Annotated in this window: 18 protein-coding genes and 2 tRNA genes; 13 read left to right on the top strand and 7 right to left on the bottom strand. The window is 63.6% G+C overall.

Annotated features, from left to right (window positions below):
- Positions 1-179: 179 nt before the first annotated feature.
- Complete coding sequence (locus DLM85_RS15995; RefSeq protein WP_133257092.1) at positions 180-1,703, bottom strand: hypothetical protein; 1,524 nt, start codon at positions 1,701-1,703, stop codon at positions 180-182.
- A 411-nt stretch (positions 1,704-2,114) separates the two neighbouring features.
- Here DLM85_RS15995 and DLM85_RS15990 point away from each other — a divergent pair, with 411 nt between their 5' ends.
- Positions 2,115-4,307, top strand: coding sequence for an RCC1 domain-containing protein (locus DLM85_RS15990; RefSeq protein WP_111479098.1), 2,193 nt, complete (start codon positions 2,115-2,117; stop codon positions 4,305-4,307).
- Positions 4,308-5,057: 750 nt separating this feature from the next.
- Here the strand turns inward: DLM85_RS15990 and DLM85_RS15985 are convergent.
- Positions 5,058-5,134, bottom strand: a tRNA-Ile gene (locus tag DLM85_RS15985).
- Between the two features lie 86 nt (positions 5,135-5,220).
- Here DLM85_RS15985 and DLM85_RS15980 point away from each other — a divergent pair.
- Genes DLM85_RS15980 through DLM85_RS15970 form a run of 3 tightly spaced genes read left to right on the top strand, consistent with a single transcriptional unit; the run spans position 5,221 to position 7,467 of the window.
- The gene (locus DLM85_RS15980) at positions 5,221-5,892 is read left to right on the top strand and encodes an HAD family hydrolase (protein WP_165822161.1); all 672 of its coding nucleotides are present in this window, start codon (positions 5,221-5,223) and stop codon (positions 5,890-5,892) included.
- Positions 5,861-7,075, top strand: coding sequence for a site-2 protease family protein (locus tag DLM85_RS15975; protein ID WP_243635981.1), 1,215 nt, complete (start codon positions 5,861-5,863; stop codon positions 7,073-7,075). Before DLM85_RS15980 ends, DLM85_RS15975 begins: the two co-directional genes overlap by 32 nt.
- 38 nt (positions 7,076-7,113) lie before the next feature.
- On the top strand, positions 7,114-7,467 hold the full coding sequence (locus DLM85_RS15970; RefSeq protein ID WP_111479096.1) for a hypothetical protein: 354 nt from the start codon (positions 7,114-7,116) through the stop codon (positions 7,465-7,467).
- A 68-nt stretch (positions 7,468-7,535) separates the two neighbouring features.
- On the opposite strand, the gene DLM85_RS15965 is transcribed toward DLM85_RS15970, so the two are convergent.
- Entirely contained in the window at positions 7,536-8,723 is a 1,188-nt protein-coding gene (locus tag DLM85_RS15965; RefSeq protein ID WP_111479095.1) for a phosphoglycerate kinase, read from the bottom strand.
- A gap of 181 nt (positions 8,724-8,904) precedes the next feature.
- On the opposite strand from DLM85_RS15965, the gene DLM85_RS15960 reads away from it, so the two are divergent.
- The 5 genes from DLM85_RS15960 (at position 8,905) to DLM85_RS15940 (ending at position 15,672) form a co-directional block, all read left to right on the top strand.
- Positions 8,905-9,513, top strand: coding sequence for a porin family protein (locus tag DLM85_RS15960; protein WP_111479094.1), 609 nt, complete (start codon positions 8,905-8,907; stop codon positions 9,511-9,513).
- Between the two features lie 84 nt (positions 9,514-9,597).
- Positions 9,598-12,348 (top strand): D-alanine--D-alanine ligase family protein, encoded by a 2,751-nt coding sequence (locus DLM85_RS15955; protein ID WP_111479093.1) that lies wholly within the window; start codon positions 9,598-9,600, stop codon positions 12,346-12,348.
- A 111-nt stretch (positions 12,349-12,459) separates the two neighbouring features.
- Positions 12,460-13,245: a PASTA domain-containing protein gene (locus DLM85_RS15950; protein WP_111479092.1), complete on the top strand. Its 786-nt coding sequence runs from the start codon at positions 12,460-12,462 to the stop codon at positions 13,243-13,245.
- 136 nt (positions 13,246-13,381) lie between these two features.
- Positions 13,382-15,280: a T9SS type A sorting domain-containing protein gene (locus DLM85_RS15945; RefSeq protein WP_133257091.1), complete on the top strand. Its 1,899-nt coding sequence runs from the start codon at positions 13,382-13,384 to the stop codon at positions 15,278-15,280.
- Between the two features lie 92 nt (positions 15,281-15,372).
- Entirely contained in the window at positions 15,373-15,672 is a 300-nt protein-coding gene (locus tag DLM85_RS15940; RefSeq protein WP_111479090.1) for a rhodanese-like domain-containing protein, read from the top strand.
- 207 nt (positions 15,673-15,879) lie between these two features.
- Here the strand turns inward: DLM85_RS15940 and DLM85_RS15935 are convergent, their stop codons facing one another.
- The 3 genes from DLM85_RS15935 to DLM85_RS15925 all read right to left on the bottom strand — a co-directional run bounded on the left by DLM85_RS15935 (position 15,880) and on the right by DLM85_RS15925 (position 19,939).
- Positions 15,880-17,805: a RecQ family ATP-dependent DNA helicase gene (locus DLM85_RS15935; protein WP_111479089.1), complete on the bottom strand. Its 1,926-nt coding sequence runs from the start codon at positions 17,803-17,805 to the stop codon at positions 15,880-15,882.
- A 372-nt stretch (positions 17,806-18,177) separates the two neighbouring features.
- Positions 18,178-18,969 (bottom strand): hypothetical protein, encoded by a 792-nt coding sequence (locus tag DLM85_RS15930; protein ID WP_111479088.1) that lies wholly within the window; start codon positions 18,967-18,969, stop codon positions 18,178-18,180.
- A 316-nt stretch (positions 18,970-19,285) separates the two neighbouring features.
- Positions 19,286-19,939 (bottom strand): ABC transporter ATP-binding protein, encoded by a 654-nt coding sequence (locus tag DLM85_RS15925; RefSeq protein WP_111479087.1) that lies wholly within the window; start codon positions 19,937-19,939, stop codon positions 19,286-19,288.
- A gap of 89 nt (positions 19,940-20,028) precedes the next feature.
- On the opposite strand from DLM85_RS15925, the gene DLM85_RS15920 reads away from it, so the two are divergent.
- From DLM85_RS15920 to DLM85_RS15910, 3 genes are all read left to right on the top strand, one after another.
- On the top strand, positions 20,029-21,126 hold the full coding sequence (locus DLM85_RS15920; protein WP_111479086.1) for a glycoside hydrolase family 113: 1,098 nt from the start codon (positions 20,029-20,031) through the stop codon (positions 21,124-21,126).
- Between the two features lie 172 nt (positions 21,127-21,298).
- On the top strand, positions 21,299-22,507 hold the full coding sequence (gene sucC, locus DLM85_RS15915) for an ADP-forming succinate--CoA ligase subunit beta (protein ID WP_111479085.1): 1,209 nt from the start codon (positions 21,299-21,301) through the stop codon (positions 22,505-22,507).
- A 306-nt stretch (positions 22,508-22,813) separates the two neighbouring features.
- Entirely contained in the window at positions 22,814-23,695 is an 882-nt protein-coding gene (locus DLM85_RS15910; protein WP_111479084.1) for a transglutaminase-like domain-containing protein, read from the top strand.
- A gap of 96 nt (positions 23,696-23,791) precedes the next feature.
- On the opposite strand, the gene DLM85_RS15905 is transcribed toward DLM85_RS15910, so the two are convergent.
- Positions 23,792-24,274 carry an Ohr family peroxiredoxin gene (locus DLM85_RS15905; RefSeq protein ID WP_111479083.1) on the bottom strand — a complete coding sequence of 161 codons (483 nt, stop codon included), beginning with the start codon at positions 24,272-24,274 and terminating at the stop codon, positions 23,792-23,794.
- 136 nt (positions 24,275-24,410) lie between these two features.
- Between DLM85_RS15905 and DLM85_RS15900 the strand changes: the two genes are divergently transcribed.
- Positions 24,411-24,482, top strand: a tRNA-Arg gene (locus tag DLM85_RS15900).
- Positions 24,483-24,506: the final 24 nt, after the last annotated feature.

Below are 24,506 nucleotides of genomic sequence, written 5' to 3'. Positions count from 1 at the left end.
AAGGTGGCCGTAGAACGGACGGGGGATGCTCATGTTTGCCGGGCTCGGCTGGCCCCAGGCCTCTAATCCATCTTACTCCCGTCCGTTGCGTCGTGGTCTAAGTTTAAGCATCCGCTCAAACATAGGAGGCTCTAAGTTGTTTTCCCTGTTGTTGTGAGCCCGATAGGGGGCAGCGCCTACTACTGTCTGCTGGCGGGTTTCCGCCGGCTGGCCTTTCGAGTTGCTTTCGGTGGTTTACTTTCCAATCGTAGGGTAGCCCAAAAGGCCCCCGAACCGGGTTTAGGTTCGGGTAAGGCCTGCTTCCCAAACGAAACGGGGAAACTGGTTTGTCCCCCAACGTACAGCCGGTGTGGCTGCCAGGCTAGAGCCTGGGGGGTAGCGGGGCCACCAGCCACTCCGGCGGTGAGCATCGTAAACTGGCTGGTGGAATCCGCATCCTGCAGCCGGGCAATGTACAGTTCGTGCTTCCGCCCACTGCCCTGGGTGCGCCGAATAGTCTGGCTTTCGATGGTAACCGAGTCGCTCAGGAACGTGCCGGCCATATACACGTCCTTTCCGTGCACCAGCAGGGTGTTTACCTCTTCCTCATCAACGCCGCCCAGCTGCTGCGCCCACCGGAACACCGGCTCAAGATAGTCGGTTAGCTTAACCACAAAGACGTCGCCGCTGTGGCCGTAGGCACTGGAGGTCAGGCGGAAGGGACCGAATGTGGCTCGCCCGAAAAAGACGCCGGTCACGTAGAGCTGCTGCTGCTGCACGGCCAGGGCCCGCACCCGGGTGACATTCACACCCGGGCCCCCAATGCGGCGGGCCCAGGCCAGGAAACTTTGCTCGCCCCGGTCTTCAATCTTGGCAACAAACGAATTATTGTCCCCGGTTTGATTGCCATCGTAGCCCGCCTGCTCATGGGGGGTAAGTGATTGGCCAAAGGTAAGATCCGGATGATCAAGGTGACCGGCAATGTAGACCGCGCTACCCGCCACGGCTAGTGCCTGAACCGAGCCGCCAACCGGCTGGATCCACTGCACCGCCGCCTGCGCGCCTTCATCCGTCAGCTTCGCCACGAAGGCACGGGCATAGGATTCCTTCTGTGTACCCAGGCGCACTTCCGCGTAAGCATTGCCGGCCACGAACACCGCCGCTCCCTGCACGGCCAGCGCAACGAGGTTATTATCGCCCAAGCCGGTCCAGGGCAATACCCAGGCAAAGCGTGCGCCTTCACCCGTGGTCGTGAGCTTGGTCACGAAACTGTCGTACGTGCCACCCGCTGAGTCCGTATTCGCCAGCTGCAGGGAGCCGAGCTGCAGGGCAGGGCCTTCAAAACTACCGACCATCACTAGCGAAGAACCCTGCACGGCTAGGGCCGAGGGGTAATCATGTCCTGGCCCGCCAACCCGCTTGGCCCAGAGGAAACGGTTCTTAGCGGGACTCCAGGCCGCCAGAAAAATGTCGGCTAATCCCGCACTCTGCAGGTGCAGTTGCCCCAGGGTGAGATGCCCCTGGAAATGACCCGTCAGGTACACAAGGCCTGCAGAATCGCAGGCAGTAGCCGTCACGGATGGGGCACTTTCGCTCCGGCTGCTATCGGAGGCGAGGGCTACAAGTGACTCCCAGTTCGAACGCTGAGCAAGCGCATCAGTTGCCAAAAGCCAGCCAATGAGCAGTAGAAGCAGCCGCAAGGGAGGGAAGCCAAGGTATTTCAAGGAATGATAGGGAAAGTAGCGTAAGATACCAGCAATCCGGGAACCTGTTAATCCCTGGTTAGGAATAGGTATGTATTCCTCTGCCTGCGGCCTCTATCAGGTGAAGTTTTAGAGCGTGTTGGGCGCCCCGTGCCGCCGAGGGCATCTTGGTGGGCCTTGGTGGCGAAGGCGAATGGTTCACGAATTGCAGGCCGTGGGGTTAGCTAGTGGTAATTAGAAGTGTGAGGCAACGAGGGGCACTACTTTTTAAGCTTATCTTGGAAAGCTTCCCTACCAGTATAGCCCGTGCATCGCCCGGCCGTTTCTTCACGGTCTGCCCCCACTGGTTGATGCTCTCTGGTCAGGCCGGGTCCCCAGCAGTTGGGTTATCTTGACTTGGTGTTTGTTCTGGTCCTCCTAAATCGCCTTTGTATGTTTGTTGCTACCGCCTCAGGCTTTGCCAGGGTAGCTAAAGCTGGCCGCCGGTTTGGTAATGTACTGTTCATTTGCTGGTGCCTGCTGCTGGTGATGGGCAGTGTTGCTTCGGCTGTAGGCCAACGGCTGGCGGCCGGGGAACACCACACCCTGGCCATTCGGCCAAATGGCACTTTGTGGGCTTGGGGGGCGAACGAGCACGGTCAATTGGGCGATGGCACCACCACCCAGCGAACCAGCCCGGTGCAGATCGGCTTGGCCTCCGACTGGGTGAGCGTATGCACCGACCGGTACGGTACTCAAGCCACCCGCGCCGACGGCAGCTGGTGGTTTTGGGGCGGCTACGATGCTGATGGTGGCAAACGTGGTTACGCCGACTCCCTGCAACGGCGCGACCCGACGCTGCTTCGCCCCAGCCTCGCGCCCTCCCCCTCGCCTTGGAAACAGGAGCTCCGGGGTAGCCTGTTCCTGAAGGCAGACGGTACGCTCTGGGTACCCGATGCCAGTGCGGTTAGTCCCAACGACTCCGTTCCCGCACCCGGCAACAGCTTTGTCCGGTTGGGCACCAGCACATGGCGCACCATCGTCGGCGTTAAAACGCACGCGAAAACTTATATTCTGGCCCTCAACGCCGACAGCACCTTGTGGACCTGGAGCCCGGCTTATCATCAATCGGGGTGCGGCTGCTTTTGCCAACCCACCGAGGCCGACACTGTGCCCCGCCAATTGAGTTCCCGTCCCTGGAAAAGCTTGGCAGCGGCTGGCGGAACCCTGGCAGCCTTGGCCGGTGATGGCACCCTGTGGACTTTTGACCAAGGTAGCCCGTCGAGCAAGCCCTTGGTGCAGGTCGGTACCGCTACCTGGCGCACGGTGGATGGGTGCAACGAGCATTTCATTGCCATTCGCAACGATGGCAGCCTGTGGACCTGGGGCCGTAAGTTTGACTACGGCTCCTACGCCAGCGGCATCGCTGGCGACCTTGTCAAATACCACGGGTCGGGCAGCAACCTGCAACGGATGAGCCCGGACACCACTTGGCAGCACGTAGCCGCCGGCCCTGACCACATGGTGGCCATGCGGCGCGACGGGACTGTAGAGGCGTGGGGTTCGAACCGCTACGGGCAGTTAGGAGACCCGGCGCGGGGCCCCGTCCAAACGCTTAGCCCCGTGCAAGTGGGCACCGCCACCAACTGGCAAGGCGTTTCGCTCGGCTACAACCACGCCGTGGGCTGGCGCACCGACGGTACGCTGTGGAGCTGGGGCCGCAACGAGTGGGGCCAACTAGGTGATGGCACCTGTACGCCACGGGTGCTGCCGGTGCAGGTAGGCCGCGCCACGGTGTGGCAGCAGGCGTCGGCCGGTGAATGCCGGACAGTGGCCCTGCGCCAAAACGGCGCGTTGTGGACCTGGGGAAACAACGAATACGGGCTTCTGGGCATAGGCCTCCGGCTGCCATTCTCCCCAGTGCCGGTAAACGTGGGCCAAAGCAAATGGAAAAGCGTGGCCACCGGTGCTGCTCATAGCGTGGCCGTGCGCCAAGACGGTACCTTGTGGGGCTGGGGCTCGTGTGGTTACGGCGCATTGAGCAATGGTTTTCGTCCCGACAATGGACACCACCAAACCCGTCCAGTGTGCATCAAGCCGGGCACTAATTGGCAACGGGTCGTAGCAAACAGTGGTCAAACCCTAGCTTTTCGTACGAATGGCACCCTTGATGGCTGGGGGGCAGTGGGCCCTGCAACCATAGTAAGCACACTGCCTACCCCGGGTAAAAAATGGAAGGAAGCCACGGGCGGGACGGCGCACACAGTAACCATCCGAGCCGACAGCACGCTCTGGGTTTGGGGCCGCAACCAGGAAGGGCAACTTGGCATAGAACCGGAGCGGCTTGAGGGACACTTCAGTTCGGTTTTCCTGCAACCCATTCCCGGAAGCAGCTGGGTAAGCGTCGCGGCAGGGGCAGCTTATACTCTTGCCGTGCGTGCTGATGGCACACTGTGGGCCTGGGGCCAGAACAAGGATGGCCAGTTGGGGATGGGCTATACCTCTTCCGTGGAACAGCATCCGAAGCAAGTCGGCACCGCTACCGATTGGAAAAGCGTGGCGGCAAGCAATACGTACTCAGCAGCTATCAAAACCGACGGCACCTTGTGGGTTTGGGGCTACAGTGCCGAGCCTCCTCTGTTTTGACAGGAATACACCTATGATGCCAACTACAATGGAGCTAGGGTTTCGTTTTACCTAGCGCGGAAGAGTAGGACGCTGACCAAGAGCATCGTGGCGCATTTGCTGTAGCACTTGCCGCGGCGGCGGAAGCGGGCTAGGTAGTGGCGTAACAAGCTATTGCAGCCTTCGACGGAGGTGGAGTCCGCTTTGCTGTGGTAGCGCCGATGTACTAGCACCATCTATGGGTAAGCGGCCAAGTAGTTGGTGAAGAATAGATCAACTGCGTGCTACCACAGCACAAATAAGGTCGCGCCCGTTCCACGTCGCGGCCGCCAACCACCTGGTCCGCACCTGACGCGAGTCGTCCAGACTCACCAGGCGTTTTTTTCGGCCCACGTAGCTGTATAACGCGCCAACCTCCAAGATGCGCAAGACGGGCTACATGACCGCCTGCGCCGGCCACGCGAGCGAGCGGTAGCGTACTTTGATGATATCATCGTGGCGCAACAGCAAGGCCTATAGGCATAGGAGCCGCAGTACGCCCCCTTCGGCCTGGAACTGGCGGGCCAGAGCCTTAATCGTCATGAACAGCATGCGCTGGGTTCGTCCATGGATGTTTTACCATTTCCAGACTCCGACTGCGTGATTCCTCAGGAAAACGAAGTAAAGTAAAACGACGGTATTTGTGGACTCGTGGACGGCGAGCTTCATTTACAGCCACTAACCACCAACAAAAAACTGGACCTAACACCGCAAAACGGGTTAAGTCCAGTTTGGTGGGCCCAGCTGGAATCGAACCAGCGACCTGCTGATTATGAGTCAGCTGCTCTAACCGATTGAGCTATAGGCCCGGCTGAAACGCCCCGCAATGGCTTGCAGGTTGGTTTCGGCGGCGCAATCTACCAATTTCGCGGCGGTATTACCAAACCTCCCTGCTATGAGCGCTCCGCATCGGTTGCCGAATCTGCTGTTTGATTTTGGCGGCGTCATCATCAATATTGACTATAACCGCACCCTGGAAGCCATGCGCGCCCTGAGTCGCGCGGGGTCGACCATCGAGTTTACCCAGGCGGCGCAGGCGGCGCTGTTCGACGACCTGGAAACCGGCCGGCTGACGCCCGCGGGGTTTCGGCAGGGGCTGCGCACGCACTACGACCTGCACCACGCCACCGATGCGGAGCTGGACGCGGCCTGGAACGCCATGCTGCTCGACGTGCCGCTGCAACGGCTGGAGTACCTCCAGGAGCTGCGCCGGCAGGGGTATCAAACGGCGCTGCTATCGAACACCAATAGCATCCACATTGCCGTCATTAATGAAATGCTGCGGCGGGAATACGCTCTGGACAAGGGCATTGCCGATGTGCTCGACCGGGTGTTCTACTCGCAGGAAGTGGGCATGCGCAAGCCCGGACCGGAAATCTTCGAGCACGTGCTGCGCGAAATGAACTGGCGGCCCGAGGAAACCCTTTTCATCGAGGATAGTATTCAGCACATCCACACGGCCGAGCGGCTGGGTATCCGCACCCTGTTTCTGCCGCCGCCCGCTACCCTCACCGAAGCCCTGCCCGCCGCCCTTCGTGCCTTTCCCGACCCTGTTTCCGGACGATAAGCCCCGGCCGCGTGCGCTGCGGCCTCTGCTGCTGCAGTGGCGCCGCTACGAGCGGCCCGAGCCCCCGCGCTGGCGCACGGCGCTGCTTCACCTGAGCCTGTTTTTCATCACCCTGGCCACTACCACCCTGGCCGGCGTCATGCTCACGCGCGGGGGAGTTGATTTGCTGCCGCTGGATGTGTTTCAGCTGCCGGCGGCGGAGCGCAACGCCGAACTGCTGCGCGGGCTGTGGTTTGCCGGGCCGTTTCTGGGCGTGCTGGCCGTGCACGAGTTTGGGCACTACTTCATGGCCCGGCGCAACCGCATCCGGGTGTCGTTGCCGTACTTTATCCCCATGCCGTTCGGCATCGGCACGTTCGGGGCCGTGATTCGCATTCGGGAAAAGATTTTTTCGCGGCGGGAGTTTTTCGACGTGGGTATTGCCGGGCCGCTGGCGGGCTTCGTGGTGGCCGTGCCGCTGCTCATGTACGGCTTCACGCACCTGCCGCCGCTGGAGTATCTATTTCAGATTCACCCCGACTACCGGGCCTACGGCGCCGATTACGCCCGCCACGTGTACCAGGGCCAGCCGGCGGGCCTCACCGTCAGCCAGCCCCTGCTCTACCAGCTGCTGGCCCGCTGGCTGGCCGACCCGGCCCTGCTTCCCGACCCGCACGAGCTGCTGCACTACCCGGTGCTGCTGGCCGGCTCGCTGTCGTTGTTTTTCACGGCCCTGAACCTGCTGCCCATCGGCCAGCTCGACGGCGGGCACATTCTCTACGGTCTGCTGGGCTTCCGGCGCTTCAACCGCCTCTCGACGGTGCTGTTCCTGGCCTTTATGTTCTACGCCGGGCTGGGCTTGTTCACCCTCGATTCCTCCTGGCAGACCTGGCTGTACTACGGCCCCGTGTACGCGCTGTACCTGCTCGTGGCGCTGTGGCGGGTGCTGCCGGGCTTCCGGCGCGTGGCGCTGCTGGCGGCGGGCGTGTGGCTGGCGCAGCTGGCGGTGGCTACGGCCGTGCCGGGCATCAGCGGCAACCCCGGCTGGCTGCTCTTCGGCCTGCTGCTGGGCCGGCTCACGGGCATTTACCACCCGCCCGCGCCCGACGAGCGGCCCCTCTCCCCCGGCCGCCGGGTGCTGGGCTGGCTGATGGTGCTCGTGTTCATCCTCTGTTTCAGCCCCTCGCCCTTCGTGGAGGTGTAGCGGCGCAACACCCGCGCCGTCGGCGCGTACCAGCCCCTATGGCTACTACCGCTGCTGCCCCCGACCGCACCGCCCCCGAATACCGCTGGACCCTGGCGGCCCGCATTGCCGACCAGATGCTGGAAGCCGGCCTCAGCCACCGCGACGTCAACGAAACCACTACGCCCGACGACGTCATCAGCCGGGCGGCGCTGCCCAAAGCCGATGCGGCCTACGTGCGCAGCCTGCAGGTGCTGCCCGACGGCGACGCCCGCGACCTGTTCGTGCGCCACGCCCGCAGCAAGCCCCACGAGGACGACCCGAACTGCTGCGACACGTTCAACTTCTTCCGCCAGCTGGTCTGGATCAACCTCTACAGCCGCCCCGACGAGGAAGAAACCCTGCCTCACTAGGCTTCCTGACTTAAATGCAAACGGCCCGCCGAACCAGGTTCAGCGGGCCGTTTGTCGTTGTTTGGGCCTTAGCGCAGGGCGGCCACGCCGGGCAGTTCCTTGCCTTCCATGTACTCCAGTAGGGCGCCGCCGCCGGTGCTGATGTACGACACGCGGTCGGCGTAGCCGAGCTGGTTGACCGCCGCCGCGGAGTCGCCGCCGCCGATGAGGGAGTAGGCGCCGGCGGCCGTGGCTTCGGCAATGGCGCGGGCCACGTACTCGGTGCCGAGCGAGAAGTTGCTCATCTCGAATACCCCCATCGGGCCGTTCCAGAGGATGGTGCGCGAGTTGCGGATGATTTCGGCGAACAGCTCGCGGGTTTCGGGGCCGATGTCGAGGCCCAGCCAGCCCGTGGGAATGTGGTGGTTGGCGGCCACGTCCACGTTGGCGTCGTTGGCGAACTTATCGGCAATGAGGCTGTCGACGGGCAGCACCAGGTTCACGCCCTTCTCCTTGGCTTTCTGAATCAGGCTCAGCGCCAGGTCCAGCTTGTCGGCTTCCAGCAGCGAGGAGCCGATTTCGCCGCCCTCGGCCTTGGCGAAGGTGAAGGCCATGCCCCCGCCGATGAGCAGGTTGTCGACCTTGTCGAGCAGCTGCTCGATGATTTCAATCTTGTCGGAAATCTTGGCCCCGCCCATGATGGCGGTGAAGGGCCGGGCGGGATTGTGGAGCACGCGCTCGGCGTTTTCCACCTCGCTCAGCAGCAGGTAGCCGCCCACGCGGGCCTGCGGAAACGACTCGGCCACCACGGCCGTGGAGGCGTGACGGCGGTGGGCCGTGCCGAAGGCGTCGTTCACGTACACGTCGCCGAGGCCGGCCAGGCGCTGGGCAAAGGCGGCGTCGCCCTTCTCTTCCTCGGGGTGAAAGCGCAGGTTTTCGAGCAGCAGAATCTCGCCCGGCTGCAGCGCGGCGGCCTGCGCGGCGGCCTCCTCGCCCACGGCGTCGTTGGCGAAGCGCACGGGGGTGCCGTATTCCTGGCTGAGGCGCTGCACGAGGTGGCGCAGGGAGTATTTGTCTTCCGGGCCGCCCTTGGGCCGGCCCAGGTGCGACATCAGAATAACGGCGCCGCCGTCGGCCAGGATTTTCTGAATCGTGCGCGTGGCGGCCCGGATGCGGGTGTCGTCGGTGATGCGGAAGTCCTTGTCGAGGGGCACGTTGAAGTCGACGCGCACCAGGGCTTTCTTGCCGGCGAAGTTGTACTGGTCGATGGTCTGCATGGAAGCTGACGGAAAGGGGTTGGGGAACGGATGTGCCGCCGTTATACGCAGCGGCGGCGCGTAGTTCGCGGTTTTTCGGGCCGTATGCAAGCTATGGCCGAACGGGCTCGTTTGGCGGAAGCATTTCGGCGGGGCATTCCTTACGGGGGGGTACCCGGGCTAACTTGAGGCTCATTTACCTTTGCTATTGCATGAAAACAGCATTTCTACTGGATTTTCCGGCCTTTTCTGGGGTCACTGCGCTACGGCCCAGCAGTTCCGATTCGGCGCCAAAGCCGGGGTGAATTACTCCGATTCCCGAGTGCGCGGCTTGACCAACGACGGGACCAAGCCCATCGTGAGCTACCACTGCGGAGCCGTGGGCCGGTATTCGTTCGGCGCCGATGAGTTCTGGAACATCCAGGCCGAGCTGCTGTACTCGCGCAAAGGCAACCAGTACGAGTACACGCGGCAGGGCAACCTGGGCCAGAACCGCTTCAGCTACCTGGAACTGCCATTGCTGGCCAAAATCAACGCCCGCGGCTTCACCTTCGAGGCGGGGCCGCAGCTGGGCTACTTGGTGGCCCGCAAGACTACTACGGATGTCATCACGCGCGACCGGGCCGGTTTGCGCAGGCTGCTGCTCGGCTACGTGGCCGGCGTGGGCTACGAGCTGACATCCGGCTACCGCCTGAGCATCCGCTACAACGGCGACGTGCTACCCATCGTCCCGGGCGGCGGCTTGTTCCAAGGGCCCACCCTTTCGGTCTTCCAGGCCCAGCTCGGCTACCTGTTCGGCAAGGCGAAGTAACGATTCGGCCTACTTGCTTGTTAGGCGCCGAAGCGGCGGCCGGGTGCGGCACACCGCTCGAAATTCGTCTACCTTTGCAGCAGCATGAGAATTGGCATTTTCTTCGGTGGTCCGTCGCGTGAGCGGGAAATTTCCTTTGCCGGCGGCCGGACGGTTTACGATAACCTCGACAAGTCGCTGTTCCAGGCCGTGCCGGTCTTTGTGGACAGCCACGGCAACTTCATCCTGCTCGACTGGCAGTACCTGTATAAGGGCACCATTCGGGACTTCTACCCGCCCGTGTCGGCCCTGCCGCCCTCGGAGCTGAAGCTGCAGGTGTACCTGGAAAGCCTCGGCGAGCTGAGCGTGGACGAGCAGGACCGCATCATTGCCGAAGTGGGCCGCCGCCTGCGCCCCGACGAGCTGGCGGGCCTGATGGACTTTGCCTTCCTGGCCCTGCACGGGCCGGCGGGTGAAGACGGCGCCATCCAGGGCCTGCTGGAATGGTACGGCATCCCCTACTCCGGCTCCGGCATCCTGCCCTCGGCTTTCGGCATCGACAAGATTGCCCAGAAAACCCTGCTGCATGCGCTGAATCTGCCCTCCCCGGCCTTCCGCGTGCTCACGGCCGAAGAATTCGACGCGGCGCAGCCCGAAGCCCTGCTGGCCTACGTGCAGAAAGAGCTGGGTCTGCCCATCGTGGTAAAAGCCCCGCGCCAGGGTTCCAGCATCGGCGTGAGCATCGTGCGCGACGCGGACGTGGCCAGGTTCGTGGCCGCCGTGGAGCGCAGCCTGTTCCGCCGCACCGTCACCCGCGAAGACTGGCAGCGCCTCGGCGCCCAGGACCGCCTGGCCTGGGCCCAGCACCTGACCGACATCCGCGAGGGCATCGGCCTGCCGGTGGTGCTGGATGAGTTGTCAGTTGCCAGTTCCCAGTCGCCAGTAACTGGCAATGAGGACGGCCTGACAACTGACAACCCGCAACTGACAACCAATTTTATCTACCACCCCGAAGCCCTGCTGCGCGCCCTCGACGAGCGGCTGACCCTGCAGGATTCGGTGCGGCTGACCAACACCCAGGGCGAGCAGCAGGTGCTGCTGGAAGCCTTCGTGCAGGGCCGCGAGTTTTCCTGCATCGTGGTGGAAGACGTGGACGGCTCACCGCTGGCCCTGCCCCCGACGGAAATCGTGAAGGGCACCGAGGTATTCGACTACCGCTCGAAGTACCTGCCCGGCATGGCCCGCAAGGTCACGCCCATCGAGCTGCCCGAGGCCGATATTCAGCGCATTCGGGAGCAGTGCGAGCAGCTGTTCCGCACCTTCGGCTTCCAGGTGTACGCCCGCCTCGACGGCTTCATCACCGACAGCGGCGAGATTTTCCTGAACGACCCGAACACCACCTCGGGCATGCTGCCGGCTTCGTTCTTCTTCCACCAGGCCGCCGAAATCGGGCTGAACCCCTCGCAGTTTCTCACCTACATCATCCGCACCTCGCTGGCCGCCCGGCGGCGCGGCGGCTTGCAGCCGGTGAAGCTGGGCCGGCAGCTGCGCACCCTCGATGCGGCCGTGGCCAGCCGCCAGCACGAGCAGCAGCCCCGCACCAAGGTGGCCGTCATCATGGGCGGGTACTCCTCGGAGCGCCACATTTCGGTGGAAAGCGGGCGGAATATTTTCGAAAAGCTGTCCTCCTCGGCCAAATACGAGCCGGTGCCGGTGTTCCTGACGGGCTCCTCGGCCGACTATCAGCTGTACGTGCTGCCCATCAACGTGATGCTCAAGGACAACGCCGACGACATCCGCGACAAGGTGCTGCACCTGAGCGCGGGCCACGGCCAGCACCCGATTCTGGAGCGCATCCGCCAGCAGGCCACCACCATCACCCGCACCTACGCCGCGCAGTCGGTAGCCAAGCCGGAGCAGCTGACGTTTGAGCAGCTGGCCCAGCGCGTGGATGAGGTGTTCATTGCCCTGCACGGCCGCCCCGGCGAGGACGGTGCCCTGCAGCAGCAGCTGGAGCGCGTGGGTTTGCCCTACAACGGCTCGGGCGCCGAGTCGAGCAGCATCACCATCAACAAGTTCGAAACCAACAAGCGCCTGCGCGACGCCGGGCTGCGCGTGGCCGAGCACCGCATGGCCGCCCGCCTGGAGTGGGAAGCTGATGCTGAGGCCTTCTACAACAGCCTCGAAAGCCAGTTCCACTACCCCTTCATTGCCAAGCCGGCCGACGACGGCTGCTCCTCGGCGGTGAAGAAAATCAAGAACCGCGCGGAGCTGGAGGCCTTCTGCCGCCTGATGTTCCGCGACCAGGAAGACCTGCTCGAAAACGCGGCCCGCACGCTGAGCCTGGGCTTCAAGGAGGAATTTCCGCGCAAGGACGCTTTCCTGGTCGAAACGCTCATCTCGCGCGACGGCGCCCGGCACTTCCTGGAAGTCACCGGCGGCCTGCTCACGCACCGCCGCGCCGATGGGGGACGTGATATTGAGGTATTCGAGGCTTCCGAAGCCCTGGCCACCGGCGAGGTGCTGAGCCTGGAGGAGAAGTTCCTGGCCGGCGAAGGCCAGAACATCACGCCCGCCCGCTACGCCCCGGAAGCCCAAGAGCGCCAGCGCATTTCCGACGAGGTGAAGGCCGAGCTCAAGCGCGTGGCCGAGGTGCTCAACATCGAAGGCTACGCCCGCATCGACGCCTTTGTGCGGGTGCGCGAGACGGGCGCGGTAGAGGTCATCATCATCGAGGTCAACTCGTTGCCCGGCATGACGCCCGCCACCTGCATCTTCCACCAGACGGCCCTGGCCGGCTACACGCCCTACGACTTCATCGACCAGATTCTGGAGTACGGCAAGACTAGGGTATGAGGGTAAGAGGGTAGGAATTTAGGAGTTATCGTTCTGACAGCTCCTAAACTCCTACCATTACGCCCGTCTCCCCTCTTAAACTCCTACCCTCCTACCATCATACCCCGCCGAATGGCTTTCCTCAAATCCGATACCTGGCTGGACCTCGTCAAACACCTCGTGGTGATTGGCCTGGTGTCGCTGCTGCTGCTGTTTCTGTTCTTCTTCGTGTATTTGCCCGTCACCACCAACCACGGCGAAACCATCGTGGTGCCGAAGGTGACCGGGATGCAGCTGGCCGACCTGGAAAACTACCTCGATGAGCGCGACCTGGCCTACTTCGTCGACGACAGCAGCTACTCGGCCACCTCGCGCCCCGGACTGGTGCTCACGCAGGAACCCAAGCCGGGCGAGAAGGTAAAGGAGGGCCGCAAGATTTACATCTCGGTGGCCATGAAAAACCCGCCCGTCATCAAGATGCCCAAGCTGACGGACGGCTCGGTGAAAAACGCCCAGATGATTCTGAACAGCTACGACCTGGTGGTGGGCAAGCTCACGCTGGTGCCCGACCTGCGCCAGAACGCGGTGCTCAAGCAGGAAGTCAATGGCAAGGAAATCAAGCCCGGCGACCCGATTACCAAGGGCACCAAGGTGGACCTGACCGTGGGCGACGGCCTGGGCAACCAGGAATTCCCGGTGCCCAACGTGGTGGGCATGCCCGCCGACGAGGCCACCACCCTGCTGGCCGGCCAGGGCCTGCAGATCGGCGAAACGTTCTACCAGGCGCCCGAAGCGGGCCAGACCGAGGGCACCGTGGTGAAGCAGCGGCCCGAGGCCAGCAGCAGCGCCACCATCCGCTCGGGCCAGCTGGTCGACCTCTGGGTGGCCGGCGAAGAACCCCTCAAGCCCGTCAAATAGCCGCTGCTATCCGTAAAAAAAGCCGCCTGGAGCATTCCGGGCGGCTTTTTTGTGCCCGGGCGGCCGCAGGTTTTTCGCCGGCGACAAAATCTTTTCCCGTACTGGCTCGTTTGGGGTGCGTAACTTAACCCCGCTCATGAACTATCGGCTACGTTTACCCCTGTTTGTGTGGGCCTGCCTGCTGACCTGCTGCGGCCTGCCGGCGGCACTGCACGCCCAACAGCTGCTCCCGCTGCCCGCCGACCCCGCCCGTGCCCGCGCCGTGGCCCCCGGCATGGCAGCCCGCGGCACCGCCACCACCACCGCGCTGGCCCTGCCCTTTTTCGAGGACTTCGCCGGGCAGCCCGAAGGCAAGCCCAACCGCACCCGCTGGAAGGACGGCAACGTGCTCGTCAACGAGCGGTTTTCGCAGGCGCCGCCCTCCCGCGGCATGGCCACCTTCGACGGCCTCGACTCCCTGGGCCGCTCCTACGGCCTGCCCAGCTTCTACGGCCTTACCGACGTGCTCACGTCGCAGGCCATTGACCTGAGCGCCGGCCGGCCCGGCGACCGGACCTACCTGAGCTTTTACTGGCAGACGGGCTCCATCGTGGGCGGGCCCAACGACGAGCGGGGTAGCCGGCAGGTGCGCCTGGTGCTGGAATTTCTCGACAACACCGGCACCTGGCGCCAGGTGTGGTACAATCCCAGCCTGCTGTTCGGGCAGGGTACGAACCTGAAAACCCTGACGCGGTTTCGGCAGCGCTTCATTGCCGTCAACGACGCGCGTTACTTCCACGCGGGCTTCCGCTTCCGCTTCCGCAGCTACGGCAACCTCAACGGCACCCGCGACACCTGGAACCTGGACTACCTGCTGCTCGACCGCAACCGCGACACCGCCTCCGTCTCCTACGCCGACCTGGTGCTCAGCGCGCCGCTCTCCTCGCTGCTGAAGCGCTACGCGGCCATGCCCGCCTGGCAGTACAACGCCGCCGCCAACCCCGCGCAGGAGCTGAACGACAGCGCCTTCACCACCCTCAACAACCTCGACACGCTGGTAGTCGGCACCCCGTACTCGTACCAAGGCACGGTGCGCGTACTGCCCGCCGGCCCCGAAACGCAGTTTCTGACCGGGTCAGCCTTCAGCGCAGCCGGCGCCAAGCAAACGCGCTTGGGCGGCTCGGTGCGGGGCGTACCGCTGGCGGTTGGCAGCGGCACGCGCGTGCAGCATAGCGTCCACCTCTCGCTGCTTTCGGGCGCGGGCTCCCCCAACGACACGGTGCGCCGCGTAACCGAGTTTGGCAATTACTACGCCTACGACGATGGCTCGGCCGAAGGCACCGCCATCCTGGCGCAGGGCAGCAGCCTGCCCACCTCCCGGGCCATTCGCTTCGAGCTGAACCGACCGGACCAGGTGCTAAAAATTCGCTACTACTACGCCGGCGCCAGCGGCAGCGGCAGCATCCCGGCCGCCACGGCGGTAACCTTTGGCGTGTGGGATGCCGCCGCCAACGGCCAGCCGAACGCCACGCCCAAGGCCACCGTCACCGAGAGCCTGCCGACCAGCGTCGCGGCCGGCGGTTTCCGCGAGGTGACGTTTAGCCAGCCGGTGGCCGTCAGCGGTACGTTTTTCATCGGCTACACCCAGCCGGCCAACACCACGCTGTTTATCCAGTTCGGGGCCGACCTGAACAGCCGCCTGCCGCGCCTGACGTTGTTTGACCGCGAAAACAACGCCTGGACGGACCGCGCCGCCACGTTTGCCCCCATGCTGCGGCCCGTCATGTCGAGCCTGGTCAGCAGCGCCCACAGCGCCGCCGCCGATGCCGCCGTGACGATTTACCCCAACCCCAGCACGGGCCTGGTGCAGGTGCAGGGCCGCTACACCCGCGCCGTGGCCCTCGATGCGCTGGGCCGCCCGGTGTGGGAGCAGCCCGCCGCCCAGGCCGGCCAGGGCCAGCTGGATCTGCGCCGGCTGCCGGCCGGTGTATACGTGCTGCGCCTCACCCTCCCCGACGGCGCCGTGGGCACGCAGCGCGTGGTGCTGCAGCCCTGAGGCCGCGCAACTTCGCCTGAATTCGCTTGTTTAGTGGGCCCCAACGCTTCACCGCTGCGGGGCCCATCCGTTTTTCACTTTCTCCTCCCTCCATGAACGACATCACCCCCGCCGAACTGAAAGAGCGTCAGCAGCAAAACCAGACTCCCGTTATCATCGACGTGCGCGAGCCGTGGGAGTACGAGGAAACGCGCATCGACGGCAGCCAAAACATTCCGCTGGGCGAGTTGCCCGGCAAAATCGAAGAGCTGGAAGACCTGAAGCACCAGGAAATCGTGGTGCACTGCAAGGGTGGCGGCCGCTCGGCCACGGCCAAGGCCCTGCTGCAGCAGCACGGCTTCGACAAGGTGCGCAACCTGCTGGGCGGCATCTCGGCCTACAACGCCGGTTAGGCTTCCGTTGACAACCGCCAGAACGTTGTTCTGAGCAAAGCAGAACGTCATTTCGAGCTTGCGCGAGGCGTCTCGCGTGCTGACGTCCGGTAGTATTCTTCTCGCTCAACGGAAGTTTTACTAGCTGACCGCCGCACGCGAGATTCTTCGCTCTGCTCGGAATGACGTTCTTTTTTTGTCGCCCAGCCGCTTCGCATGTTCTGCGCCTCAGGCCACGGCCAGCTGCCCGCCGGCCGTGTAGCGCAGCTGCCCGGTGTCGACCAGGTCGCGCAGCAGGGCCGTCAGCGCATCGGCCTGGGCGGGCGCGAAACCGGCCAACAGCTCGCGCGGGGTCTGCGGGGCAGTGCGCAGCTGGCTGAGCACCTGGCTGCGCAGGTCGGCGGCCACCACGGGCCGCTGCTGGTGGCGCTTTTCGGCCAGGCAATGGTCGCAGATGCCGCAACGGGTGCTGTCCAGCTCGCCGAAGTACTCCAGCAGCATCTGCTGGCGGCAGTGCGTGCCCGCGGCGTAGCGAATGACGGCTTCGGTTTTAAGCACGTCCCGGTCGCGGGCCGCGTCGAGGCTGCGCGCGTCGAGCGGCAGGCGGGCCACGTCGAGGCGCGGGGTGGTGAAGAGGGCCTGGGGCGAGTCGTGGCGCGGCTGGTACTGCACGATGCCCGACTTGTGCAGAAACTCCAGCGTCTTGCGCACTTCCACGGTGCTCCAGCGCAACGTCTGGCTCAGCTGCCCCTCCGACACGCTGATGAAGCTGCTGAACACCTCGCCGCCGTAGTGCCGCAGAATGGCCTTGATGAGCTGGTCGTGGCGCACGTTGGCCACCTGAAAGCGGTACAGGTCGCGCGCGTCGATGGGAATGAACACCTTGGCCGGGTTGTTCACCGCTTCGTTGAGCTGCACGAGGCCGGCTTTTTCCAGGGTGCGCAGAGAGTTGTGCACGTCCAGGGGCTTGAGGCGGTAGGTGCTGGCGAAGGCGCCGAGGTCGAAGTCGAAGGCCACCAGCTCGCCCCCGCCCACGGCCGTGCCCGAGTAGTTGGCCAGGGCCTGGTACACGCGCCGCACCACGTCGAGGGGCGGATGGCTCTGCAGCACGCGGCGGCGCATTTCGTCGGCGTCGTTGGGGGCCCAGAGCAGCACGGCAAAGGCGTACAGCTCGTCGCGACCGGCGCGGCCGGCTTCCTGGTAGTAGGCCTCCAGCGAATCGGGCGCGTCGAGGTGGATGACGCAGCGCACGTCGGGTTTGTCGATGCCCATGCCGAAGGCGTTGGTGGCCACCACGATGCGCGTTTTATCATTGGTCCACTCCTGCTGCACGCGGCTGCGCTGCTCGGCGGGCAGGCCGGCGTGGTAGGCGGCGGCGCTCAGGCCGTGCTGCTGCAGCCAGGCGGCGGCCATTTCGGTTTGCTTGCGGGTGCGGGCGTACACTACGGCCGTCTTGCCGGGTCCCACCCCGCGTAGCACCTGCAGCAGGCGCTGCAGCTTGTCCTCGGTTTCGAGCACCGAGTACGAAAGGTTGGGCCGCTGAAAGCTGCGCTGAAACGTCTGCCCCGTCGGCCCAAAGTTCAGCTTCTCCCGGATGTCGCGGCGCACTTCTTCGGTGGCCGTGGCGGTGAGGGCCAGCACCGGCACGCCCGGCAGCAGCTCACGCAGGGCGCTGATTTGCAGGTAGGGCGGGCGGAAGTCGTAGCCCCACTGCGAGAGGCAGTGCGCTTCGTCGACGGCAATAAGCTGCACCTTCATCTTGGGCGCGCGGGCCCGGAACATGTCCGTCAGCAGCCGCTCGGGCGACACGTAGAGGAACTTCACCGGCCCGTACACGCAATTGTCCAGCGTCTGGTCGATGTCGCGGTGGCTCATGCCCGCGTACACCGCCTCGGCCTTGATGCCGCGCTTGCGCAGGTTTTCCACCTGGTCCTTCATCAGCGCAATCAGCGGCGAGATGACCAGGCACAGCCCTTCCCGCGCCAGCGTGGGCACCTGAAAGCAGACGCTCTTACCGCCGCCCGTGGGCAGCAAGGCCAGCGTATCCTGCCCGGCCAACACCGAGCGAATAATATCCTCCTGCCCCGGCCGAAACGCCCGGTGCCCCCAGTGCTGGCGCAGAACGGACAGAATATCTTCGGTAGGAGCAGACACGGCGGATAGCTGATTTTGGGACGGCGAAGATACGGCCGCCCCAGCAGTGTTGCCAGTAGCAAGCGGTGGCACCGATTGTCATTGCGAGCAAAGCAACTGTAAGCAGGCGTAGCCAATCGGTCCTGGCCAACGTGCCAACCGCCAAATGGGCACTGCCCAAAACCACCGTTGCCCAGTTCCGGGCGGTGCCCTTGTCAGGTAGAATGGGTTGCGTTGGCGGTACTGCTAGAGGAAAGATTGGCTACGCCTTCCTGCGGGTGCCGCGTTTCGCTCGCAATGACGGCCAGGCAGGTGTAGCCATCGGCACACGAAAAAGCCCGGCCTCTTGCGAAGCCGGGCTTTCCCAATCTATCAATACGTCACTAAAGCTTGTTAGGCGGCCACCTGACCGTTCTCACGGTCGTCGATGGTCTTCTTCAGGTTGGCAATGGCCTGGGTGGCGCGCTCCTGGTCGAGTTTATTGATGTTCAGCAGCATCTTGGTCTTCTCCTGCCGCGTCACCACCGGGTGGTTGAGCAGGCGGATGATTTCCTCTTTCTGCTGAGCCGTGGCGTAAGCCGGGTTGGAAGCGGCCGGGGCCAGCGGCTCGGCTACGGCCGGCGCGGGTTGCTCGGTCACCACGGCCTTCATCGGCGCGGGCTCGGTGGCCACGGGCTGCGGGCGGACGTCGGGCGTGTTGCCGCCGTACTCCATTTCCTCGGCCGGGGTGGGCTCGTAGCCGGCCGCGCGGATAATCCAGGCCAGGATGTTGCGGTAGGCCTTACCGATAGCGCGGGTCTGCGCCATGGAGGCAATGGCAAATTCCTGGTAGAATTTCTTGCCCTGCTCCTTGTTCGAGCAGATAGCGAAGCCGGCGCCGACGGTGTGCTGGCTGCGCAGGTCAAACAGCGTCACCTTGGCCTGGTACTTGATTTCCGAGTCGGTGCTCATGTTGATGACGTGGTCGACGATGGGCACGATGCCCAGGCGCGAGCCGGCGTACTGCCAGCCTTCCACGTTCACAAACTCTTTGCCCTGCACGGAAGTCGTGAGCTTGTTTTCCTTGATGAAGTTCGCCAAGTCTTTGGCCAAGGTCAACGTCTCGTCCGAACGCGAGATGTCGTAGCTCTCGGCTTTCGGCTTGCGAATCGGTGCTTTGGTGTTGTCTTTTTGTGCCTCAGTCATGGCTTTGTTCTTTAGTCCCTGTAGTACGTTCTGTGTTACGTAAAGATAACGCATCGACCCACCCAAAGGTGCAAAAATCAGCGTATTTTTTAGTAAATTTTGTATCTGACAATCAGCAACTTATACCTAGTATTCAAAAACATGAAAGCTAACGACATTAGCAGAACATTTTTCCCGGCCCCGAAGTGCCCGAAAATCGATGCGCGTCGCTCGATAGCGGACAAGCCGTTCCCGCCAGTCGATACGCAAAAAAAGCCGCCGCGTCTACCTGACGCGGCGGCTTACGGGGTGCGCTAGCCAATTGGGCTGCGGGCGGCTATTCCAGAATGTGCCCGTCGCGCATGGTGATGGTGCGGTCGGCCATGGCGGCCAGCTGGTCGTTGTGGGTCACGATGACGAAGGTCTGGCCCAGTTCCTTGCGCAGCAGAAAGAAAATCTGGTGCAGCTCGGCCGCGTTCTTCGAGTCGAGGTTGCCCGAGGGCTCGTCGGCAAAGATGATTTCGGGCGAGTTGATCAGCGCCCGCGCCACCGATACGCGCTGCTGCTCGCCGCCCGACATTTCCGAGGGCTTGTGGTCGGCGCGGCGCTCCAGGTTGAGCATGCCCAGCAATTCGCGGGCCCGCACCCGGGTTTCCTTTTCGGAGCGCCCGGCCAGGTAGGCCGGCAGGCACACGTTTTCGAGGGCGGTGAATTCGGGCAGCAGGTTGTGAAACTGGAACACGAAGCCGATGTGGCGGTTGCGAAACTTGGCCAGCTCGGAGCGTTTCAGGGTGCTGACGGATTCGCCGTCGAAGAGCACCTCGCCGGTGTCGGGCGTGTCGAGCGTACCCAGGATGTGGAGCAGGGTGCTTTTGCCGGCGCCGGACGAACCGACGATGGACACGATTTCGGACTTTTCGATGGTCAGGTCGATGCCCTTGAGCACTTCCAGCGAACCGTAGCGTTTGCGGATGTTGACGGCCTGCAGCAAACCGGCGGGGGAGTTAGGAGAAAGGAAAAACGGATCCGGGCAAAGCTACGCAGAACCGGCCGATGCGGGTTGCCCCGTATCTTGGTCCCATGCGCAACCGGCCGCTTATACGCAACCTCGGCCTCGGCGGCCTACTACCACTGCTTTTCCTGCTCGGAGCCGGGCGGTGCACGCCGCCCGCCGCGCGCACCGCCCGCCCCCTGGTACCGCTTGCCGAACGGCTGCGCGGCGTGAGCTGGGTAGCGGCCGACTCCACCACCGAGGACGAAATCCGGGCCCTGCGGCGCAACCACGTGACGTGGATTGCGCAGACGCCCTTCGGCTGGCAGGCCGACTCCGCCTCGCCGGAAGTGGTGCTGCACACCGGCAGCGGCCGGCCGCGGCGCATTTTCTGGGGCGAAGCCGACAGCGGCCTAGTGCACACGGCCCGACTGGCCCGGCGTCACGGCATTCATACCTTATTGAAACCGCACCTGTGGCTGCGCAGCCGGGGCCAGTGGCCCGGGCAGGTGCAGATGCGCAGCGCCGCCGACTGGCAGCGCTGGTTCAGCAGCTACTCGACTTTTATTCTGCACTACGCCCGCCTGGCCGAGCAGCACCACATGGAGGCCCTCTGCATCGGCACCGAGCTGAAGCACGCCGCCGTGGAGCACGAGGCGGAGTGGCGCCGGCTCATCGGCGACATCCGGCGGGTGTACCACGGGCAGCTCACCTACGCCGCCAACTGGCACCAGGAGTACGACCAGATTCGCTTCTGGGACGCGCTGGACTTTATCGGCGTGCAGGCCTACTTCCCGCTCAGCCCCAACGCCCAGCCCGATACCGCCGAGCTGCGCCGGGCCTGGCAGCCGCATTTGCAGGACCTGGCCCGCGTGCAGCAGCGCTACGGCAAGCCGGTCGTCTTCACCGAGGCCGGCTACCGCTCCATCCCGACGGCTGCTGCCGCCCCCTGGGAGTGGCCCGACCCGCGCCGCCCCGCGCCCGAGGACGACGCCACGCAGGCCGCCTGCTACGAGGCACTGTTTCGCAGCTGCTGGCGGCAGCCGTGGCTGGCGGGCGTGTTCATCTGGAAGTGGTACCCCGGCCTGCCGCCCGACGCTATGGGCCGCCGCCGCACCGACTACACGCCCCAGCACCGCCCCGCCGAGCAAGTCATGGCCCGCTGGTATTCTTTAGGTGACAGGTGACAGGCTTATCTTGTGGGAGGTTGACTTTTGTGCAAAAAGCCACCAACTATCTATAAAGCTGATTCTCAAACCTTACCTGCGTGTTCTTTGTCACATGTTACCTCCCACCTAAAATATTGCCTACTTTCGCGGGCACATTTCCGGAACCCGAAAACCCACTCTCGTTCACTGTATGAACATTCACGAATATCAGGGCAAGGACATCCTCAAGCGCTACGGCGTCCGCGTGCAGGAAGGCATCGTGGCCGAAACGGCTGAGGAAGCGGTGGAAGCCGCCAAAAAGCTCACCGAGCAGACCGGCACCGGCTGGCACGTTATCAAAGCCCAGATCCACGCGGGTGGCCGCGGCAAGGGGGGCGGCGTAAAGTTGGCCAAAAACCTTGACCAGGTGCGTGAAATTGCCGGCCAGATCATCGGCATGCAGCTGGTGACCAAGCAGACCGGCGCCGAAGGCCGCAAAGTGCACAAAGTGCTGGTCGCCCAGGACGTGTACTACCCCGGCGAGTCGGACGTCAAAGAATTCTACATGTCGGTGCTGCTGGACCGCGCTTCCGGCAAGAACGTTATCATCTACACCACCGAGGGCGGGATGGACATCGAGGAGGTAGCCGAGGCGCATCCCGACAAGATCCTGAAGGAGCACGTGGACCCGCGCGTGGGCCTGCGCCCCTTCCAGGCCGGCAAGATTGCCTTCAACCTGGGCCTGTCGGGCGAGGCGTACAAGGAGATGGTGAAGTTCGTGCAGGCTCTCTACAAGGCCTACGACGACACCGACTCGGCCATGTTCGAAATCAACCCGGTGCTCAAGACTTCGGACAACAAGATCCTGGCCGTGGACGCCAAGGTGACGCTGGACGAAAACGCGCTGTACCGCCACAAGGACTTCGCCGCCCTGCGCGACACCAACGAGGAAGACCCGCTGGAAGTGGAAGCCTCGGCCTCGAACCTGAACTACGTGAAGCTCGACGGCAACGTGGGCTGCATGGTGAACGGCGCCGGCCTAGCCATGGCCACGATGGACATCATCAAGCTGAGCGGCGGCGAGCCGGCCAACTTCCTCGACGTCGGGGGTGGAGCCAACGCCCAGACCGTGGAAGCCGGGTTCCGCATCATCCTGAAAGACCCGAACGTGAAGGCCATCCTGATCAACATCTTCGGGGGCATCGTGCGCTGCGACCGGGTAGCCAACGGCGTGGTGGAAGCCTACAAGAACATCGGCGACATTCGCGTGCCCATCATCGTGCGCCTGCAAGGGACCAACGCCGAGGAAGGCGCCCGCATCATCGACGAGTCGGGCCTGAAGGTGTACTCGGCCGTGCTGCTGAAGGACGCCGCCCAGAAAGTGAAGGAAGTGCTGGCCATGCAAGAGCAACAAGCTTAAGCCCGGGGCCCACCTACGCTCAGTACCGCAAAGCCCCGCCGACAGTCTCGGCGGGGCTTTGCTTTGCAAAAATATTTCTAAAAAAACAATCACATATATTTTTTATCATATCGTACATTGGACGAGTTATATTTGCTCTGTTCGTTTTTGAATTCTGACCGTAACCGTAGGCTTTTGCCCAGTTGGTCAGAGAATTAACGCGGCAAGGCAAGTTCACCTGGTCCCTCAACGGCAGCCCGCAGTTGCCAACCCCCCACCGGGTTTTTCCGTTTGCAGGCACTCTACCCCGGTAAACCATCCATCTCCATGCATAAAACATTTACGGGACTGTTGATTTTGCTTGGGCTAGGGCTGGGCTCCCCCGCGTGGGCCCAGTCGACGGCGCCTTCCTTCGAGGTGCCCCTGCCCTTCAGCAATACCCCGACCACCATTGCCGCGTACAGCTTCCACTACAGCACGCCCGACGATTTTTACCTGCAGACCCTGCGCGACCGGTACGGTCTGGAGGCCGTAGCCGCCACCGAATCGACGACGTTGGGCAAGGTGAAGGCCCTGAGCCTGTGGGTGCATAACCGCCTGGTGCACGACGGCCGCATCGCCTCGACCAAGACGGACCCGATGGAAATCCTCGACGACGCGCTGGTGGGCAAGTCGGTGCAGTGCATCGAGTTCGGCCGCGTGATGGCCGCAGTACTTACTGCCATGGGCATGCCCGCCCGGCCGCTGTTCCTGAAAGCTGCCGACGCCGACAAGCGCGGCTCGGCCGGCGGCCACGTGCTGACGGAAGTATGGCTGGAGGAATTTCAGAAGTGGGCCGTGGTCGACAGCCAGTGGGACGTGCTGCCCACGCTGAACGGCGCCCCCATCAGCGCGGTGGAGCTGCAGCACGCGCTGGCCAACAAAACGGCCGGCCTGACGGGCGAAACCTCCACCGACGCCAAAATCAAGTACTATTACCGCTGGCTGCAGCCTTACCTGTACTACTTCGATACGCCGCTGGACAACCGCTACGGCGTACGCACCGGCAACGGCAGCCTGATGCTGATGCCCATCGGGGCCAAGAAGCTGACCATGTTCCACCGCACCACCAAGCTCAGCGGCATGCGCTACACGACTTCCACGGCCGTGTTCTACCCGAACCCGCTGGAAACCCATCAGGCGCAGGAGCACCTGAACTCCATCGACTAACTGCTGCGCTGATCCGCCCACCCCGGCACACCCCCAAAAAACGACCGCGCCCGTCCGAAGCTTTCGGACGGGCGCGGCTGCGTTGGAGCGGATCGGTTAGCCGTTCTGCGCTACGCCGGCGTTTTCTTCAGCCTGCACGGGCAGGGGCTGGCCTTTCACGCGCAGCTCCACTTCCATGTTGCCGCGGGTGCCCACCGAGTACGGGCAGATGCGGTGGGCCTGCCGCACCATCTCGATGGTTTTGGCCTCGTCGAACTTCTTCAGGTCCACGTCGAGAATGGCGCTCAGGCCGTAGCCCTCGCCCTCCTGGAACAGCGAAACGGAGCAGTTGACGGTGGTTTCGGGGTCGAGCCGGTCGCCGGCGCGCTGAGCAATGACGAGCAGGGCCTGCTGAAAGCACGAGGAGTAGCCCGCGGCAAACAGCTCTTCGGGGTTGGTGGCGCCGCGCTTGCCGCCGAGGCCTTCGGGCACCGACATGTCGAGGTCGATGACGCCCGAGGTGGAGCGCACGTGGCCGCTGCGGCCGCCGACGGCCTGCGCCTCAGCGGTATACAAGGTTTTCTTTTCGGACGAAGCCATAGGAACGGAATTAGGGTTTGGGTTGGTATCAGACTAAACTGCCAACCGGAATAGAAGGTTGCGGGCGGAATTTTCAGGAAAACGCCGCCGGGATTTGGCTGCGCCGCATTTTTGCCTACTTTTGTCGCCCACTACCGGCCACGTAGTACAACGGATAGTATAGGAGTCTCCGAAGCTCTTGATCCAGGTTCGATTCCTGGCGTGGCCACTTTTCAAGCTGCTTGCCCTTGCC

Source organism: Hymenobacter edaphi (assembly GCF_003258365.1).
In the GTDB taxonomy this organism is placed as follows: Bacteria; Bacteroidota; Bacteroidia; order Cytophagales; family Hymenobacteraceae; genus Solirubrum; species Solirubrum edaphi.
Note: the sequence above shows the minus strand (reverse complement) of the source record. Positions and strands in the feature narration are given on the sequence as shown.